The sequence below is a fragment of the Pseudoalteromonas sp. G5_S1_14_S5 genome (genome assembly GCF_054968605.1).
In genome coordinates this window covers 1-18,593 of sequence record NZ_JBQKUM010000033.1, presented here as the reverse complement: position 1 = coordinate 18,593, position 18,593 = coordinate 1, and the positions used below count along the sequence as shown (strand labels likewise).

Here is an 18,593-nt window from a genome sequence, read left to right as displayed (position 1 = left end):
GCTTTTTAATCTTTCCACTGATAGCAATATCTATCAACAAAGTATTTACTACAAACCCAATTTCTGACTTCTCTTTAATGTTGCTGTTACCTTTATTATTAGGAATCATGCTTACAAAATTAAAGGTATCCCTGAAACCACTGCGTTTGAGTACTCACAAAGCTTAAACCCCATAAACCCGATATAAGGAGACTACTATGTCTATTACTTTTCAAGGTGAACCACTTACTTTATCCGGAACATTTCCTGAAAAAGGTGATAAAGTACCCAGTTTTTCACTGTGCACTGCCGACTTGTCGGAGATTAATTCTGAACAGCTGCTAGGCTCTAGAGTCGTCCTGAATATTTACCCTAGTGTAGACACGCCTGTCTGTGCTCAAAGTGTAAAAAATTTCCATGACAAATTATCTAAAGTTGACACAAAACTGCTTAATATCTCTGTTGATCTTCCTTTTGCTACATCACGTTTCTGTGAGCAAGAGAATATAAATGACACTTTGGTTGGCTCATGCTTTCGTTCTCCTGAATTCCTTGAAAACTTTGGATTAGCGATTACAGATGGCCCCCTAAAAGGTCTGGCAGCCAGAGCGGTAGTTATTATCGATGAAACCGGTAATATATTACACAGTCAGTTGGTCTCTGAAATAACTCAAGAACCCGATTACAGCGCAGCAATGGAGGCTCTTGTATGTTAAAAAAAACAGCCTTTACGATCATGTTGTCATTGACGGCAGTACATGCTCTTGCCAACAACTTCCCGACAACCATAGAAACAGCAGCGTTTGGACAAGGTCAAACGGTGACTTTAGAAAAACACACACTCTTTGACCTTGTTGGCACGCCAATTAAAGTTGGTGATCAAATGCCATCTGTCAATTTGCTTACATCATCGCTTAAACAATTTGATACAACAGAACAGACAGATTCAATTAGGGTTTACAGTGTATTGGCATCCGTAGACACGCCCGTTTGTGTCCAACAAGCGATAGAGTTGTCAAATTACATTAATACACACAGTAAAGAATTGGCAGGCATCGATTTTTACGCCGTAAGCTCTGATACCCCATTCGCACAACAACGTTTTATCAAGCAGCATGATCTAGATTCGGTAACCTATTTATCGGATTCCGTTAAACATGAGTTCGGCTATGAAACTGGCTCTCAAATCGAACAGTTAGGCTTACTTACTCGTAGTATAATAGTGACTGATCGCAATAACAAAATCATTTTTATACAAAGAGTTCCAGAACTTACAACTATACCAGATTTAATTAAAGCCGTAGAAACCGCAAAAGCGAGCGTTTAACCATCATAGAAACTTCAGTCAATTTTTGGCTGAAGTTTCTACACTCCATAGACAGTTCTTTTCTATATATTCCATTTTTCATTTTAATCCATTTCTTAAGCACCTTAACTTTGCTTACTCGTTTGTATCTTTACATTGTGGCTTAATACAAGGTTCACGTTGAATGTCTTAAATATTTCATTATTGCATTCAGCCGTCTCATCCTAACAGACAATCGGAGAAAATGTGTCTATATCTAACCTTCAAACCAAACCTCGAGAAAAGTGGGGCTCCAAGTTGGGCTTTATTATGGCAGCTGCCGGTTCCGCTGTTGGCTTAGGGAATATTTGGAAATTTCCTTATACTGCTGGTGAAAGTGGCGGTGGAGCCTTCGTTGTTATATATCTATTCTTTGTTATTTTCATCGGTTTTAGTGTCATGCTGACCGAATTTGCCGTCGGAAGAAAGACAAACACCTCTGCCGTAGGCGCGTTTAAGTCAATTGATAAACGTTGGACCTTTACCGGGCTAATGGGAGTTATTACCTCTTTGCTTATTATGGGTTTTTACCCCGTCGTTGGTGGTTGGGCTATCGCCTATGTATATAAAGTCGCAACGGGTCTACTTGATACACCGGTTCTCATTGGTGAAAGCTTTGAGTCATTTATTTCAGATCCGGTTCAGCCACTAATTTGGATGGGCCTTTACCTTTTTATTAACTTCGCTATCGTAGCGCGCGGTATTTCTGGAGGTATTGAAAAAGCTGGAAAGATCCTGATGCCGCTATTATTTATGATTCTGATCATCATATCTATAAAAGGCTTAATGCTACCTGGATCTTCCGCTGGTATGACATTCTTGTTTAGTCCCGATTTTTCAAAAGTAGATAGCAGTGTTGTTCTCGCAGCATTAGGCCAAGCCTTTTTCTCTCTCAGTTTAGGAATGGGCTGCATGTTAACCTACGGTAGCTACTTAAAACGGGAAGAAAACTTAGTACAAACCGCAGCGCTCGTCACGACTATGGATACTTGTGTTGCGATACTGGCCGGGGTTGCAATGTTTCCTGCTATGTTCGCATTTGGTATAGCACCTTCAGCAGGGCCAGGATTAGTATTTGTGGTGGTACCGCAACTATTTTCTGAGATGGGGGGAGCAATAGGCCTGTTGCTTGCGCTCTTGTTCTTTGTTGGCCTAAGTGTCGCAGCGTTAACTTCTTCAATTTCTTTATTGGAAGTTGTTACCTCTTATCTTATTGATGAACGCGGCCTGAAACGCACGACGGCAGCATTTATCGCAAGTATAATAATGATGGCGCTTTGTGTATTTGCATCACTTTCTTTGGGCGGCTTTGGGCCAACCTTATATGAAACCGGCGCGTTTGATATTTTCGACTTGCTCACCGATAAAGTGTTTATGGCTCTAGGTGGCATGTTAGTTTGTATCTTTGCAGGATGGAGACTGAACCGTGAAGAGCTAAAGAGTGAAATAACAAACCATGGAGATATCCCTTTCCCTCTCTTCTGTATATGGTACAACATCGTCCGGTACGTTATTCCTTTGGCTATTGCTGTGGTCTCATTCATGGGTATCAAGGCTGGTTTTGATATCGGTAAGGGCGAAATTATGTTAATGGGCATAGCCGTCTTCCTAGTCGCCGCACTATTCTCTCGGAAATTGTAGAAACTTCATCGACTGGAAATATGATAGATGATTCGGTACGCCATGGCAGTACTTTCTATCTAAATACTCTGAGCTGAACCCGAAAAATTGCCCTGTTTAAAATCGTTCTATGCTAATTAAGCGGTAGCTGTTTCTTATTCATAGAAAGCACGCTACCGCATGTTCTCGTTCCATCGGTATATCTTCTATAGTGATGGAATTTTGATTCATTACAGCCTCTTCATAAACTCCTCATTCAAATCACCAATCACAGGTAATATGTTCAACCCTCCCAACAGAAGAAGTCATGTAATGGGAAATTCTTCGTCGGTTTCGATTCTTCTGCGATCACACGCTCCTCGACGACACTGTCTGATTTATCTGTTAAGTTAAGCTTTACGCTTCTGGCGGGGAGAATTGGGTTAGGCCGCAGAGACGTTCTTCGTGCCGAAATGACACTATCCTTGGGCCGTTTGATAGATAGACCACCAAAAACTACGATGAGGGCTTTATCAGTGCGGCAGGGGCAATTGTTTCTATTAACGAGCGTTGGTCGTTGCAAGCATTTTATAGCTATTCTGACACGCATAAGCATGGCTTAAACAACTTCGGGATTGTGAGCTTGGTTGACGTTCTTTCTTGGCTCGCGGTCGATGCTGGGTATGAACACACTTATAGTAAAAACCTAAACCAGAATACACTTCGTTTGGGGGCAAGGTTTACGTTTTAACGGTGAAAGCTGAGATACAAAAAAGCCCCACATGGAAATGTAGGGCTTTTGGTATGCATCAACCTATTTCAAGGTGAGACAACTGAATCAAGATTAAGCTAGAAGCTCTTTCGCTGTGTTTACTACGTTTTCAGTAGTGAAACCGAACATCTTGAATAGCTCACCTGCTGGTGCAGATTCGCCGAATGTTGTCATACCGATGATCTTGCCACCGAAGCCTACGTACTTGTACCAGAAGTCAGCGATGCCAGCTTCTACAGCGATACGAGCTGTTACGTCAGATGGAAGTACAGATTCACGGTACTCAGCGTCTTGCTTGTCGAATGCGTCAGTTGCAGGCATAGATACTACACGTACCTTCTTACCTTCAGCTGTTAGTTCAGCTGCAGCGTTAACCGCTAGCTCAACTTCAGAACCTGTAGCGATAAGGATTAGCTCTGGCTTACCTTCACAATCTTTTAGGATGTAACCACCCTTCGAAATGTTAGCTACTTGCTCTTCGCTACGCTCTTGCTGTGCAAGATTTTGACGAGAGAAGATTAGAGACGTTGGGCCGTCTTTACGTTCGATAGCCAGTTTCCATGCGACTGCAGACTCAACTTGGTCACATGGACGCCATGTGCTCATGTTTGGAGTTAGACGTAGAGAAGCCATTTGCTCAACTGGTTGGTGAGTTGGGCCATCTTCGCCAAGACCGATAGAGTCGTGCGTGTAAACTTGGATGTTCTGAACTTTCATCAGAGCAGCCATACGCATTGCGTTACGAGCGTATTCCATGAACATTAGGAACGTTGCGCCGTATGGTACGAAACCACCGTGCAGAGCGATACCGTTCATAATCGCTGTCATACCGAATTCACGTACACCGTAGTGGATGTAGTTACCTGCTGGATCTTCAGCAGAAACAGACTTAGAACCAGACCACATAGTTAGGTTAGAAGGTGCAAGGTCAGCAGAGCCGCCTAGGAATTCAGGAAGCATAGCACCGAACGCTTCTAGTGCGTTTTGCGATGCTTTACGTGATGCAATGTTTGCTGGGTTAGCTTGAAGATCAGCAATGATTGCGTTTGCTTTCTCTTCCCACTGTGCAGGAAGTTCACCGTTTACGCGGCGTTTGAATTCAGCTGCCAGCTCAGGGTGTGCTGCTTCATAAGCTGCAAGTTTCTCGTTCCACGCTGCTTCCTTAGCTGCGCCTGCTTCTTTCGCATCCCATTCTGCGTAAACTTCCGACGGAATTTCAAAAGGACCGTGCTCCCAACCAAGTTCTTTACGTGTAGCTGCAATTTCTTCAGCGCCTAGTGGTGCACCGTGACAGTCGTGTGAACCAGATTTGTTTGGAGAACCAAAACCGATGATAGTTTTAGTACAGATTAGAGTAGGGCGAGGGTCCGCTTTAGCCGCTTCGATAGCTGCGTTGATTGCTTCAGCGTTGTGGCCATCTACTGCTGGGATTACGTGCCAGCCGTAAGCTTCAAAACGCTTAGGAGTATCGTCAGAGAACCAACCTTCAACTTCACCATCGATAGAGATGCCGTTGTCATCCCAGAAAGCGATAAGCTTACCAAGCCCCAGCGTACCTGCTAGAGAACATGCTTCGTGAGAGATACCTTCCATCAGACAGCCGTCACCCATGAATGCATAAGTGAAGTGGTCAACGATGTCGTGGCCTTCTTTGTTGAATTGTGCCGCTAGAGTTTTCTCAGCAAGCGCCATACCAACAGCGTTAGTGATACCTTGGCCTAGTGGACCAGTTGTGGTTTCGATACCCGGTGCGTAACCGTACTCTGGGTGACCTGGCGTCTTAGAGTGCAGTTGACGGAAGTTCTTAAGGTCTTCGATTGATAGCTCGTAGCCTGCTAGGTGAAGCAGAGAGTAAATCAGCATAGAGCCATGGCCGTTTGAAAGAACGAAACGGTCGCGGTCAGCCCACTCTGGGTTAGACGGGTTGTGGTTTAGGTGATCACGCCAAAGAACTTCAGCGATGTCAGCCATACCCATAGGTGCGCCTGGGTGGCCAGAGTTTGCTTGTTGTACGCCGTCCATGCTCAGAGCACGAATAGCATTAGCTAGCTGTTTTTTAGATAAAGAAGAACGTTCCATAATAACTACCAGTGTTTAAATATTGGATTGGAAATTGAAAGGGGAACGCAAACGTTCCCCTTTTTTAATTCTATGTGATTACAGCTTAGCTGCGATCATGTCTTCTAGTTTACCTTGGTCAACTGCGAAGTTGCGGATACCTTCTGCAACTTTCTCAACTGCCATTGCGTCTAGGTTGTGCTCCCATAGGAACTCAGCGTGAGTCATTGGAGCTGGGCGCTCTTTAGAGCCTTTAGAGTCAACTAGTTTCTCTACAACTTCACCTTCAGCAGCTTCTAGTTCAGCCAGAAGAGCAGGAGCGATAGTTAGACGGTCACAACCAGCAAGTTCTAAGATCTCGCCGATGTTACGGAAGCTTGCGCCCATAACAACCGTGTTGTAGCCGTGCTCTTTGTAGTAGTTGTAGATGTCAGTTACTGAGATTACGCCTGGATCTTCAGATGCTTCGAAGTCGCGACCTTCTTTCGCTTTGTACCAATCCATGATACGACCAACAAATGGAGAGATTAGGAATACGCCAGCTTCAGCACATGCACGAGCTTGTGCGAAAGAGAATAGAAGCGTTAGGTTACAGTTGATGCCTTCTTTCTCTAGGATTTCAGCAGCACGGATACCTTCCCAAGTAGACGCCAGCTTGATTAGGATGCGATCATTCGTGATGCCAGCATCGTTGTACATTTTTACTAGCTGACGAGCTTTAGCTACGCTGCCTTCAGTGTCGTAAGAAAGACGAGCATCAACCTCTGTAGAAATACGGCCAGGAATTGTTTTCAGGATTTCTTTACCGATGTTTACTGCAAGCATGTCACAAGTGTCTTGTACTTGTTGTGCTTTATCAGCGCTTTGTGCTTTAGCGTATTCGATTGAAGCATCGATAAGTGGCGCATACTCTTCGATTTGAGCCGCTTTAAGAATCAGAGAAGGGTTAGTTGTTGCATCTTCTGGCTGGTACTTTTTGATTGCATCGATTTCACCAGTGTCTGCTACTACTGTCGTTAGTTCACGAAGTTGCTCTAATTTGTTGCTCATTTTGATCATCCTATCTATCGCATTTCATCTCGTGAGAAGAGAGATGTGGGCATTTGCAAGCTAACTAATGAAGTTCTCAGTGGAGTTTCCAGTGAGCCAAACTTACATTAATTTAAATTTTTCTTTGAACGAACATTTGTACAGAACATTTGATCGCTCAATGAGTAAATGATGAAGCCATATTTATCCGATCTAGCACCAAAGTCAACGATAAATAGTGCGGTATGGTGACTTCAGTCAAATATATTTCGCTCTAGTAATCATGGGCGATACAAGCAAACGTTTAATACGCTGAGCAAGGTGAATTAAACAACAATAAAACCATGGCTAACACATTGAACAAATGTTCCTTGCTGTTACATATGTTCAATGTGTAAACTTGTGTATCACTTGCTTAGTCTTCGGACATTTGTTCTTTAAGTCGGTAAAATAATTGTTAAATATAGGTTGAGTGATATATGAGCAAGAATATCCAAGATGTTTCCGAAGACAACACTGATCTCCTGACTGAAGTCGCGGTTGCTTATTATCAGGATGGTGCCACCCAAGAAGAGATCTCGAAAAAGTTCTCTATCTCTCGTGCAAAGGTTGGTCGTATGCTCAAGCAAGCCCGTGATGAAGGTATTGTTGAGATAACGGTGAAATACCACCCTGTATTCAGCGCCAAGATCGAGCAACGCTTAATTGAACGCTTTGGTGTTAAGCGTGCTCTTGTCGCTCTGGATCAACCGAATGAAGAACAGCAACGTCTTCAAGTTGCCGGCTTAGTATCTAACTATCTAACCAGTACATTAAAAAACGGTATGGTTGTAACCGTCGGTCAAGGTCGTAACGTATCGTCTGTTGCACACCACACAGGTGTAATTACACCACGTGATTGTAAGTTCGTGTGTGGTATCGGAGGCATTCACCCAAGAGGTGGTATGTTCAATGCCGACCACATCTGCCGTCAGCTAGCAAAAAAATACGGTGGTTCGTCGGAAACTCTGTATGCTCCAGCTTATGCAGAGAACAAAGCTCAAAAAACTGCCTTTATGGAAAACAGCACAGTTAAGCAAACACTCGATCTCGCTCGAAAGGCAGATGTGGCATTAGTGGGTATTGGTGACATGAGTGAAAACAGCTACATGGTTGACCTAGGTTGGTTTACCGCCGGCGAAGTGGTTCAATCTCGTTTATTACAAGGTGTGGTAGGTGACTTCGCAGGTTATGACTTTTTCGACGTACACGGTAAAGCAGCAAACACAGTAATGAGTGATCGAGTAATTGGCTTGGGTTTAGAAGAGTTTCGCCCAATAGCTGAGGTGATTGCGATTGCTGCCGAAAACAGTAAACCGCTCGCGTTGTTAGGTGCATTAAGAACCGGCGTGGTTGATGTTATAGCAACCAGCGTAAGTAATGCACTAACCGTGCTGAACTTAGATGAGCAGATGAAGCATGCTGAGTTCAGTGAAAGCCGTTAGAGCAAGTCTGTCGTCAAGACAAAAGGGAGCCAATATTGGCTCCTTTTTCGTATTGATAAATCTTGGAATCATTGCACCACTAAAGCACAGGATCGAGTTGTGTTTGATTAGACTCTTCGGGAGCAAGATATTCGAACAGCTCTTCGTATGGGATAGGGCGTGAGAAGTAGTAGCCTTGCATCAAATCACAGCCACAAGCCTTTAAGATTGCAAAGTGCTCGCTAGATTCGACACCTTCTGCTAACACCACCATTCCGAAGTTCTTACCAATAGCAATGATGTTTTGTACCATGGTTAGCGATTGCTGGTCTACTGCGATATTCTCAATGAAGCTTTTATCGATTTTAAGCTCGTCGATAGGCAGTGCTTTCAACATACTCAATGATGAATAGCCAGTACCGAAATCATCCAAAGAGATCTTAATGTGATTCTCTTTGAGGCCCTCAAAAATCGGTTTCACTAATGTTACATCTTCAATGAACAAGCTTTCAGTGATCTCTAGCGTCAAATAGCTTGGTGATAATTGGTATTTCTCAAGCGTGGCTAACAGGTGTTCAGAGAACGATTTATGCGAGAACTGGCGCACCGAGATGTTGATCGATAACCCGATCTCTTGCTCGGTAGTTCTATGCAAATGAGCGATTTGCATAATACTGGATTCGATAATGAACGTGCCGAGTTTATGCATTAAGCCAGTGTTCTCAGCGACGGGGATAAACACATCGGGTGGAACAAAACCTAACTCGTCATCAACCCAGCGCACAAGAGCCTCAACACCGTCAATACTCTCATCTGTTCGCACTAAAGGCTGGAAAGCCATGAATAGTGTTTGCTTCTCGATAGCAATACGCAGCCTTTGTTCGACCTTCATCTTGTAGAGGTGACCATCTTGCATTGCGGTATTGAAAATGCTGTATGAGTTTTGTTGCTGTTTGGCTTTGTACATTGAGATGTCGGCAGAGCGAAGCAGGCTATCAAGATCTTTACCATGTTCAGGGAAACGTGCAATACCGATGCTACAACCCAAAAGGAACTGAGAGTTTTGTACTTCATAGGGTTGAGAAAGCACCTCAATGATACGCTCTGCGAGTCGTTTAATTTCAGACTCACTGGTTATTGGAGTTAAAAACAGAAACTCGTCGCTCGATTCACGCACCAAGAGACTCAATCGAGAGCGGAATCGCATTAAACGCAACGCTATTTGTTTAAGAACCTTGTCACCAAAATCATGCCCGTGCGTATCGTTGACGCATTTAAAGTTATCGATATCGATGAACAGCAGTGAGAATTGCTCTGACTCGCTTGCCACCCATTTATCGATGTTCTTACGCATGTATAAACGGTTTGGCAGGGTAGTGAGAGGGTCGTGGTTCGCTTGGTAGATCAGTTGGCTTCGAGCACGCTGCTCATTCTTGGTGATAGACTTAACCAAAATGTAGAAGCCACACTGGATCAAAATAAAAATAATGAAAAGAATGCCAAATTCTTCAATAAAGACGGTATCAACGTGTGCAAGGTCGGTGTGAACAACAACCCAAAACTCATAATCTGGTAGGTACTTAGCGCTCAGTAGAGAGTGGAATTTATTATCACTGACAAAAAATGAGTAGGTCTCTTTTCCCGTTTTTGCTTCATTCACAGTCGCGCTGACTTGCTCTGAAAAGTTTTTGCTCACGCGCTGTAGCAGTTCGCTGTCTACTGGTTTTAGGTAAGCATCAAGAGACTCGATGTCACTCGAAAAGTACTGACGATAGTGGTCTTGTCTGAGCAAGGTGAGTGTATTGAAACTACCGGCATGCGCATTGTTCTCAAATACTATGGTGCTATCTAAGCGCAACCCGGCAGTCATTACGGCATCAATGTTTTTACCATCCACTGAAATCGATTTGCTTAACGGAATGACTAGGCTATCTAAGGACTTTTGAAAATAGGTACGCCCTAGAACCATCTTGTCACTTGAAAGCGCTTCTAGAAAGGAGTCTCGAGTTTGTGGAAGCGCAAGTAAGTTGTCTTGGTCTGCCAGTTTGAGGTTTGAGCTAACAGACAAGTAGTCGCCCTGAGTGTTAAGCAGACCAAATGCAGCAATCGCTGGATGAGTTTCAAGCAGTTTATCCAATATTGGTCGAATTTGGATTGCGGCGGTACGAGTGAAGTCAGACTGTTGGGCCAATTGGTGCCCAACGACTTCTAGGAGTGTCTCTTGGCTTGTGAGTAATGAACTGACCGAGCTCGAAAACAGTTCGACTTGAATATGCTGCTGTTGGATGAAGTCTTCTCTATTTGCTTGCCATTTTGTTACACCTAGCACAGTGAAAAGTATCAAGGTGAGAAGTACGAGTAGAGCGTACAGCGACCAGATATTTTTCTTAAATAGCGCCATTGAATGCCTTTATTGGTTACGACTTTGAACAGAGTGCACGAGACAAACTATTGAGCGTCAATATGATGTATTAAGTTTGTAAGAAACATCGATAATGACTAAATAGTATAACGACTACATACTGGGATTCTTGAGTAAAAAATTAACATTTATATCAACAATAATGGTTAGTGCTTGATTAATCGAAGTTTATTGTTGGTTCATTGCTGGGAGTTTAGCCGAGAACTTTTACGATATAATAACAAAGAGCTTACCCATGTTAGGAGTAAGCTCATTATGCATACGGAGCATATTTTAATAGTGGCAGTGAGCTAAGTTGAATTACTGGTTTGTTACGGCGATAGGCAGTCTTTCGTTCGCGCCCCATTCTGTCCATGAGCCATCGTAAACTCCCATTTCACCCGAGTATCCCGCCAATTTTGCGGCTAATAAAATGATGCAGGCAGTCACACCTGAACCACAGCTAAAGAACATCGGTTGAGTTGGCGCTAAGTCCAACTTAGAAAATATTTCTACAAGCTCGCTTTGTGGTTTCAACTTACCGTTGTTCAGCACTTGTGCGAATGGTAGACAAACTGAGTTTGGAATATGCCCGCTGCGTAATCCTGCTCTTGGCTCAGGCACTTCTGAATCGAAACGAGCTTGAGATCGTGCATCTAGAATATTGGCACTTTTGCTCTCTGAATAGCTTAGGACTTGCTTGGCATCCACAAAGTAGTTGTCTTGAATGTTGCCTTCGAAATTGCCCGACGTGACTTCAGCTCTGTACGATGTGTCTGTTGCGTAACCCGCATCAATCCATGCTGGTAAGCCGCCATCTAAGATGTAAACATCCTGATGTCCCATCGCCATAAACATCCACCAAGCGCGCGGCGAGGCGAAAGTCCCCGAGTTGTCGTATACAACAATCGTGCTGTCTTGGTTGATACCGATTTCACGTGCACGAGTGTTGAAGTGTTTTTCGGAAGGGAACATGTGAGGAAGTAGGGTATGTTTGTTGCTGAAGTCTTTATCGTAGTCGAAACGAATTGCTCCAGGAATCATTTGTCCTTTGATCTTTTCAGACTCACTTGGAATTTGAAATTCGATGCTTGCGTCTAGGATGATGACGTTGTCTTGCTCTAACAAACGTTGTTGAAGTTGTTCTGGTGAAATGAGTGGCTGATTCATTCTTATTGTATCCATTCTTGTTGTAATTATAACTATAGCTGTTGTTATATCGGCGACTAAGGTGCGGCTCTACAGTGGATAAACTGATAGCTGCTTTGTCCGGTGATTTGGTTACTTAATGTATCAAGCGAGACTATAGAATCAATAGGGCAGTCCGTGGTCGGTGCAATGGATACGCGAAATACACTGTTGTCTTGAGTTTGAACAGTAAGATAACGCCTGTGTCCATCTAATGACTGGGTGAGTGTATTCGCAATCACTTTGGCTTCAACACGTTGCCCCGTCTGTGACGTCAGCGGAAAATGGGTAAGGGCAACTAATACACCTACACCGCACATTAAGATAAATAGATCTATTTTTAACTGTTTCATGAGAGTAAGTGTTTGAAGGTTATCTTGAAAATATAAGTTAGATTCGAAGTAAAGTGAATGAACTCTAATCAGATAATTTTCACTGTTATTGGTTTGGAGCGATATAAAAAGGTTCATCGCGGGTTAACGGAAACTAAAAAAGCCCAGACAGTGGTCAGGGCTTGAAGAGTTATAAAATAGCTATCTTACTCGTGGTGAGTTTAACCACACACCGAACAACTCGGCATCTTCATTAAGTTCATTTCACGCCAACTGTGCGACATAGCGTCGAGAATCAGAAGCTTACCTTGTTTTGGCTGTCCAAACTTTGCGATAACTTTGATCGCTTCCAATGCTTGAGCTGCGCCCACCATACCGACAACAGGAGCCATCACACCAGCTTCGACACAGCTAAGTGCAGCGTTGCCGAACAGAGCACTCAAACACTGGTAGCAAGGTGCATTGTCATCTTGATAAGTGAATACGCTAATCTGACCTTCCATGCGAATCGCAGCACCAGAAACTAAAGGCGTTTTAGATGCGTAGCATAAGCGGTTAAGTTGATTACGCGTCTCAACGTTATCGCTGGCATCGATCACCAATGAGTGAGATTCAATGAGTTTCGTCAGTGCTTTGTCATCGAGCCTGTAATCGACGGTCTCTACTTTTAGGTGTGGGTTTAAAACCTGCAAGGATTCTGCGGCTGAAACGACCTTTTTCTTACCAATGTCAGCATCGGTGTGAAGTACTTGGCGCTGTAAGTTTGAAAGCTCAACAACATCGTCATCAATAAGCGTTAGCTTTCCAACACCAGCGGTGGCAAGGTATTGAGCTGAAGCGCAGCCCAGTCCACCGGCACCTAACACCAGTATCGAACCCTGTTTTAGTGCTTCTTGACCCTCAAAATCAAACTGTTTAAGGATGATTTGGCGGTTATAGCGAAGCATCTCTGCGTCAGAAAGTATTTCCATCATTAAGCCTCGTTAGTAAAGCGTAGAGTTAAACAGTTGAATCTGAACTGTTTCGCCGACTTCTACACGGCCACGTTCACGCTCCAATACCACAAAGCAGTTCGCTAGGCTCATTGAGCGGAAAGCACCTGAACTTTGGTTACCTGTTGTTTCAACCACAAACTGACCGTTTTCAATCGAGTAGATGCCGCGTTGATAATCAGTACGGCCAGAGCCTTTTTTAAATGCCGACTTAGTTGTGGCTGGAATAGATTCTGGTGCTGTCCACGCAGTGTGACCGGCAAGTTTAGCCAGCATAGGTTGAACTAACACGTACATGGTCATCATTGTAGACACTGGGTTACCCGGAAGGCCACAGAACCAAGCGTTGTCTAATTCACCAAACGCGAATGGTTTGCCTGGTTTGATCGCTAGTTTCCAAAAGCCGATTTCTCCTAGCTCTTCAAGAATGTCTTTGGTGTAATCCGCTTCGCCGACACTTACGCCGCCAGAAGTGACCACTACGTCTGCCAATTCTTGTGCTTTCACAAAGGTTTCTTTAAGCGTTGCAGGACAATCAGGAATGATGCCAAGGTCAATCGCTTCGCAACCAAACGCTTCAATCAGCGGTTTAATTCCATAGCGGTTGCTGTCGTAGATCTGCCCATCTTCAAGAGGCTGACCTAAAGGCTTTAGCTCATCGCCAGTAGAGAAGAAAGCGACCTTCGGTTTGTGTGCAACAGTCACATGGCTCACGCCTAGTGAGGCGATCATTGGAATATCACGAGGCGTTAAACGCTCACCGCGGCTAAGAACGATGTCACCTTGCTTGATGTCATCACCCGTAGGGCGAATGTTATTGTTCAATTTGATGTCGTCTTGCTTAATTTCAATGCCCGCATCGGTTTCGCGAGTATTTTCTTGCATGATGACAGCGTCACAACCTTCTGGGATTTTCGCGCCTGTCATAATACGAACACAGGTATTACTTGGCCATTCGCCTTCAAATGGCTGACCTGCAAAAGATTTACCTGCTAATGGTAGTACTTTACCGTTCTCTAGATCTGCTAAACGCAGTGCGTAACCGTCCATTGCCGAGTTATCAAAAGGAGGTACAAAAATAGGGGAGAGTATGTCTTCAGCAAGAACGTAGCCTAATGCATCTGCTAATGGCAGAGTTAGAGTCGTTTGAATAGGTTTAATTGGTGACAGCAGCTTATCTAGTGCTTCTTCAATTGGCATTAAGCCCGGAGCGTCGCAACAGCCCATAATTGAAATCCTTTGATCGTTATTGTTTTGATTTTGTGGTTGGCAATGGTGGTTCAATAATGATTAAAACACGCTTTTCGTCAACGAAATTGAAGTCACTTTAGCACAGTTTAACCCCCGTAAATAATGACCTCCCTTAAAATATGGGTGTATTTATTCAAAATTCCGAGTATCCTTGTTTGCCATCCAGAAGGGGTAACAAAAGAGGAAGTTCAATGTCAGGTCTTAGCGAATCAGCGAAGTTGGTTAAAGATGCGCTAGCAAGCCGCGGTTTAGAGACGCCAATGAGTCCTAACCAGGTTAGCCGAGAAGAGAAAAAGGAACGAATCGAACACCATATGCGTGAGATTCTGACTCTACTCGAACTTGATCTTACGGATGATAGCCTGGAAGAGACACCACACCGCATTGCCAAAATGTATGTGGATGAGATTTTCTCTGGTTTAGATTATGCAAATTTCCCTAAAATTACCGTAATTGAAAACAAGATGGGCGTTCGTGAAATGGTACGTGTAAAAGACATTACCGTGACCAGTACTTGTGAACACCATTTAGTGACGATTGATGGTAAGACTGCGGTTGCTTACATCCCTCGTGGTAAAATCATTGGCCTGTCTAAGATCAATCGTATCGTACGTTTCTTTGCGCAGCGTCCACAAGTTCAAGAACGTATGACTCAGCAAATTCTTGTCGCTTTGCAAACTTTGCTTGAAACAGAAGATGTTGCAGTAACCATGGATGCGGTTCACTACTGCGTGAAATCGCGCGGCGTGATGGATGCAACCAGCGAAACTACTACCACAGCACTGGGCGGTATCTTCAAATCTAACCCAGCGACACGTCACGAGTTCTTACACGGTCTACGTTAATCGCCTATGATGTGGTAAGCACGATTTAGTTTCAGTAGTCGGTAACCAAGATTCTAAGCCTCGCTCTCAGCGGGGCTTTTTTGTACCAGTAATAAAGTTAATTGTAATGGCTGTGAATGTCGTCATTCTCTAAAGCGAGGGAAGAGCGTAATAGGGAACCTCATGCTTAGAGGTAATAGTGGGAAAGGTGGTTGGGAATAGATGCGCTCTACATACTGCAAAGCGCAAATTTGATTTTAGCTGGTGGATTGTTTACGACAGGTTAAACAATCGCTTTAAACTATGAATAAAACCAGACGGCTTATTCTCTGTTTGATAGATGTTCAAGCCATCATAGAAACTCGCCATGAACTCAACACGGATTTCATCGTCGGTGCTTTTTGATAAGCGAGACAGCAGTTTGGCGGTCGCTGCTGCGTGATCATTGGCTAGGCTGTAATCCATACCTAGTCGTCCTTGAATGAACAACCATAAATGCGTCACCAACTTTAACTGCTGAGAGTCAGAGTTTTGAAACTTGTCACCATGCTCGCTGCCTACCGTATTGTCGAAGACACTTTGCATCGCTTCACTAGCGTCTTTATTACTCTCAAAACGATAGCTGGCATCGATATGTTCTTTGGTCAGTAGACCAAGCATTGTCTGACGTGCTGAATTATCAGGCTTATTCTCACAAGCGTGTTTAAACAGAGCGTGATTTTCATCGATAAAAGACGAGAGCTCTTTCTCAAAGCCTATTGCAATCGCAGTTACTGAATCTAAACCTGACTCTTTCAAGCAAACGTGAAGTTTGGTTTTAGCTTGTTGGTTTTCTTCAAGCTTTCGCTGATTACTGGTTGGAAGCTCAGTCATTACTCTGTAGCTCTTCCCACGTAATTTCTGCTGATTGTGTATCGCTATTCACGAATGCAGAGTTACCTGTCAGCATAACTGAAAGGTCCATGGTGCGCTCTGTCATTGCAGCCAGTTGTTCTATACCATCATTGTCCAGACGAACAATTTGGGCTTTAAGGTAACCGAATTTACCTTTGTTCTGCTCCCACCAAACGTTTGATTTAGTGTTGAAGCTGAACACACGAACAGATTTTGACAGGCGAGTGGCTTTCTTAACACGTTCTGCATCAGGTTCGCCCACATCGATCCACTCAAGGATCTGGTCATCTAAAGACTTCTGCCACAAATCAGGTTCTTCGATAGTCGACAACCCTTTAGTAAATTGAAGCTCCGGTGACGCATTGATACAAAACGCCATGATACGAGCCATCATACGCTGTTCTGTTTCAGAAGGATGCTGTGCAATCGTTAGATTAAAAGAGTCGTAATAGTCGCGGTTCATATCAGTTAAAGAGATACGAAACTTATAGATTGTGGGTTTGAGAGCCATTGGTGCGGTGTCTTAGGTAAAAGTAGTGAAGGGGAATATTACCTTAAATCTCTGAATAGCGGGTAAAAAAATAGCCAGCAGAGGCTGGCTATTTTTAGAAAGTTTTAAAATACCAAATTAAAGTACTTTGATGCTGTCAGCTTGTGGGCCTTTTTGACCTTGAGATACTACGAACTCAACTTTTTGACCTTCAGCAAGAGTTTTGAAACCCTCGCCAGTGATTGCAGAGAAGTGTGCAAATACGTCTGGACCGTTTTCTTGTTGAATGAAACCGAAGCCTTTAGTTTCGTTGAACCATTTTACTGTACCAGTAACTGTGTTAGACATGATGTTATCCCTAAAATTAATTTTTATAGTGAGCCAATTGTGGCACTGATAGCGTGGAAAAGTTTATTGCTATTGCGTACAACACAACGGGGTTACTAGTAATCCAACGAAATGTTTATATACAAAGAACTTTCTTTCTAGCCGAAATTGAGTCTAAATCAAATCAGGGGATAGTCAATCGAATCCATAGTAAAAGGTTGCAGAAACTTGGTGGTAGTCAAACTTTGCATTCCTTAAATATCATGTAGTTACAGTTGTATGGTGATTTCTTGTCGTTTTTGTGAAAAACATAGGTAAGTTTGATGACAAAATTAGAGTGGTTGCACTGTTTTTACATATTCTGCTTTTGGAAAAGAAAGCCGCTAAATTGACCTGAAGCCCCATTTTTAACGGCTTTATTTATAAAATCATCTCATATATGTGCTGGTTGTTTTAATGGTGTTGCTACCTTTTTAGGCGATAGAGGTTGCCATTGTCAGTGCTAAAGAAAATATCCCCATCTGGTGAGGTTTCGATGTCTCTGATTCTTTCGCCTAGGTTTTCTAGAATACGTTGCTCATCAGTCGCATCACCTTGCTCATTGACCGTTACCACATTGATATGGGTAAGTTTAAGTGCGCCTGCTAATAGTTTTCCTTTGAGCTCTGGGAACTTATCCCCTTGGTAAACAACTAAGCTGCCGGGGGCGATGGAAGGAATGTAGACCTTTTTAGGCGCTTCGATGCCTTCTTTGGTTTCTGAATCCCCAACGCTGATTGGCCCCCAATACTCTTTGCCATGAGATGTGACAGGCCACCCGTAGTTGGCTCCCGCTTTTATTAGGTTAATTTCATCACCTCCACGCGGGCCATGCTCAATCGACCATAACTTTTTGGTAGGGAAGTCGTAGAACAGTCCTTGCGGATTTCGGTGGCCATAGCTCCAGATCTCGTTGAGAACTTTGTCGTCGTTTACAAATGGGTTGTCGCTTGGTGTGCTTCCGTCTGCATTCAAGCGCAATATCGAGCCTGCATGGGTTAAGGTATTTTGACCGTTATCTCGCTCTCCACGGTCGCCAATCGAAAAGTAGAGGTGGCTATCATCGAAGGTAATGCGACTGCCAAAGTGACGTCCAGTGACGGTTCTCGATTCTGAAACGAATATATCTTGCCAATAAGACACTTCACCATTTTTGTAATCAGCAGAAGCGAGTGTAGTTACACCTTCGCCCTCGATGTTTTTGCTGTAAGTAACATAGAGTTTGTTTTCTTCAAAGAGCGAGAAGGTGATATCTAACGCTCCGCCTTGACCTTTTGCCCACACATTAGGAAGTCTAAAAAGTGTGCTCTGATCACCCGTTTTTAAATCAACATGTTTGATCACACCTTCTTTTTCGGTGACTAGCATGGATCCTTCGTCAACATAGGCGAGTCCCCATGGAATCACGAGCCCATCGGTGATCTTCTCAGCTTGCCACGCAAAAGCCGTTGTTGAGGTAAGGGGACTAGACACAGCAAGTGCCAAAGCTGAAGTGAGAATACGGTGATAAGTGTTCATTGAAGTCCCTTCATTGTTGCGATCTAGTGTTAGTCTAGCGTGCGTCAGCGACAGGCGGAAAGTTAAGGTATGTGAAAAGTGACTATTCACAC

At 43.6% G+C, this 18,593-nt stretch carries 16 protein-coding genes; 5 read left to right on the top strand and 11 right to left on the bottom strand.

Features of this window, described 5'->3' with window-relative positions:
- Positions 1–197 precede the first annotated feature (197 nt).
- The 3 genes from tpx to ACTRWI_RS11585 all read left to right on the top strand — a co-directional run bounded on the left by tpx (position 198) and on the right by ACTRWI_RS11585 (position 2,965).
- Complete coding sequence (gene tpx, locus ACTRWI_RS11595) at positions 198–695, top strand: thiol peroxidase (RefSeq protein ID WP_499131521.1); 498 nt, start codon at positions 198–200, stop codon at positions 693–695.
- Positions 689–1,306: a peroxiredoxin gene (locus ACTRWI_RS11590; RefSeq protein ID WP_499131520.1), complete on the top strand. Its 618-nt coding sequence runs from the start codon at positions 689–691 to the stop codon at positions 1,304–1,306. The genes tpx and ACTRWI_RS11590 overlap by 7 nt, the downstream gene beginning before the upstream one ends.
- Positions 1,307–1,531: 225 nt before the next feature.
- Complete coding sequence (locus ACTRWI_RS11585; protein ID WP_499131519.1) at positions 1,532–2,965, top strand: sodium-dependent transporter; 1,434 nt, start codon at positions 1,532–1,534, stop codon at positions 2,963–2,965.
- Between the two features lie 802 nt (positions 2,966–3,767).
- On the opposite strand, the gene tkt is transcribed toward ACTRWI_RS11585, so the two are convergent.
- Positions 3,768–5,774, bottom strand: coding sequence for a transketolase (gene tkt / locus ACTRWI_RS11580; protein ID WP_499131517.1), 2,007 nt, complete (start codon positions 5,772–5,774; stop codon positions 3,768–3,770).
- A gap of 78 nt (positions 5,775–5,852) precedes the next feature.
- Complete coding sequence (gene tal / locus ACTRWI_RS11575; RefSeq protein ID WP_499131516.1) at positions 5,853–6,803, bottom strand: transaldolase; 951 nt, start codon at positions 6,801–6,803, stop codon at positions 5,853–5,855.
- Positions 6,804–7,261: 458 nt separating this feature from the next.
- Between tal and ACTRWI_RS11570 the strand changes: the two genes are divergently transcribed.
- Positions 7,262–8,266: a sugar-binding transcriptional regulator gene (locus ACTRWI_RS11570; protein ID WP_499131514.1), complete on the top strand. Its 1,005-nt coding sequence runs from the start codon at positions 7,262–7,264 to the stop codon at positions 8,264–8,266.
- A 79-nt stretch (positions 8,267–8,345) separates the two neighbouring features.
- Here the strand turns inward: ACTRWI_RS11570 and ACTRWI_RS11565 are convergent, their stop codons facing one another.
- The 5 genes from ACTRWI_RS11565 to moeA all read right to left on the bottom strand — a co-directional run bounded on the left by ACTRWI_RS11565 (position 8,346) and on the right by moeA (position 14,385).
- Complete coding sequence (locus ACTRWI_RS11565; RefSeq protein WP_499131512.1) at positions 8,346–10,646, bottom strand: bifunctional diguanylate cyclase/phosphodiesterase; 2,301 nt, start codon at positions 10,644–10,646, stop codon at positions 8,346–8,348.
- Between the two features lie 321 nt (positions 10,647–10,967).
- Positions 10,968–11,816 (bottom strand): sulfurtransferase, encoded by an 849-nt coding sequence (locus ACTRWI_RS11560; RefSeq protein ID WP_499131510.1) that lies wholly within the window; start codon positions 11,814–11,816, stop codon positions 10,968–10,970.
- A gap of 56 nt (positions 11,817–11,872) precedes the next feature.
- A complete protein-coding gene (locus tag ACTRWI_RS11555; RefSeq protein ID WP_499131508.1) occupies positions 11,873–12,187 on the bottom strand; it encodes a hypothetical protein in 315 nt (104 codons plus the stop codon).
- A gap of 200 nt (positions 12,188–12,387) precedes the next feature.
- Complete coding sequence (gene moeB / locus ACTRWI_RS11550) at positions 12,388–13,140, bottom strand: molybdopterin-synthase adenylyltransferase MoeB (RefSeq protein WP_499131506.1); 753 nt, start codon at positions 13,138–13,140, stop codon at positions 12,388–12,390.
- 9 nt (positions 13,141–13,149) lie between these two features.
- Positions 13,150–14,385, bottom strand: a complete 1,236-nt coding sequence (gene moeA, locus ACTRWI_RS11545; protein ID WP_499131504.1) for a molybdopterin molybdotransferase MoeA — start codon at positions 14,383–14,385, stop codon at positions 13,150–13,152.
- A gap of 215 nt (positions 14,386–14,600) precedes the next feature.
- Here moeA and folE point away from each other — a divergent pair, with 215 nt between their 5' ends.
- Positions 14,601–15,254, top strand: coding sequence for a GTP cyclohydrolase I FolE (folE, locus tag ACTRWI_RS11540; protein ID WP_004737232.1), 654 nt, complete (start codon positions 14,601–14,603; stop codon positions 15,252–15,254).
- A 252-nt stretch (positions 15,255–15,506) separates the two neighbouring features.
- Here folE and ACTRWI_RS11535 read toward each other — a convergent pair whose 3' ends face one another.
- The 4 genes from ACTRWI_RS11535 to ACTRWI_RS11520 form a co-directional block, all read right to left on the bottom strand.
- Positions 15,507–16,106 (bottom strand): hypothetical protein, encoded by a 600-nt coding sequence (locus tag ACTRWI_RS11535; protein WP_499131499.1) that lies wholly within the window; start codon positions 16,104–16,106, stop codon positions 15,507–15,509.
- On the bottom strand, positions 16,099–16,638 hold the full coding sequence (locus tag ACTRWI_RS11530; protein ID WP_008216241.1) for a YaeQ family protein: 540 nt from the start codon (positions 16,636–16,638) through the stop codon (positions 16,099–16,101). The genes ACTRWI_RS11535 and ACTRWI_RS11530 overlap by 8 nt, the downstream gene beginning before the upstream one ends.
- Before the next feature lie 117 nt (positions 16,639–16,755).
- Entirely contained in the window at positions 16,756–16,965 is a 210-nt protein-coding gene (locus tag ACTRWI_RS11525) for a cold-shock protein (RefSeq protein WP_004737278.1), read from the bottom strand.
- Positions 16,966–17,409: 444 nt separating this feature from the next.
- A partial coding sequence (locus ACTRWI_RS11520) for a PQQ-dependent sugar dehydrogenase (RefSeq protein WP_499131489.1) occupies positions 17,410–18,593 on the bottom strand: 1,184 nt, incomplete at its 5' end.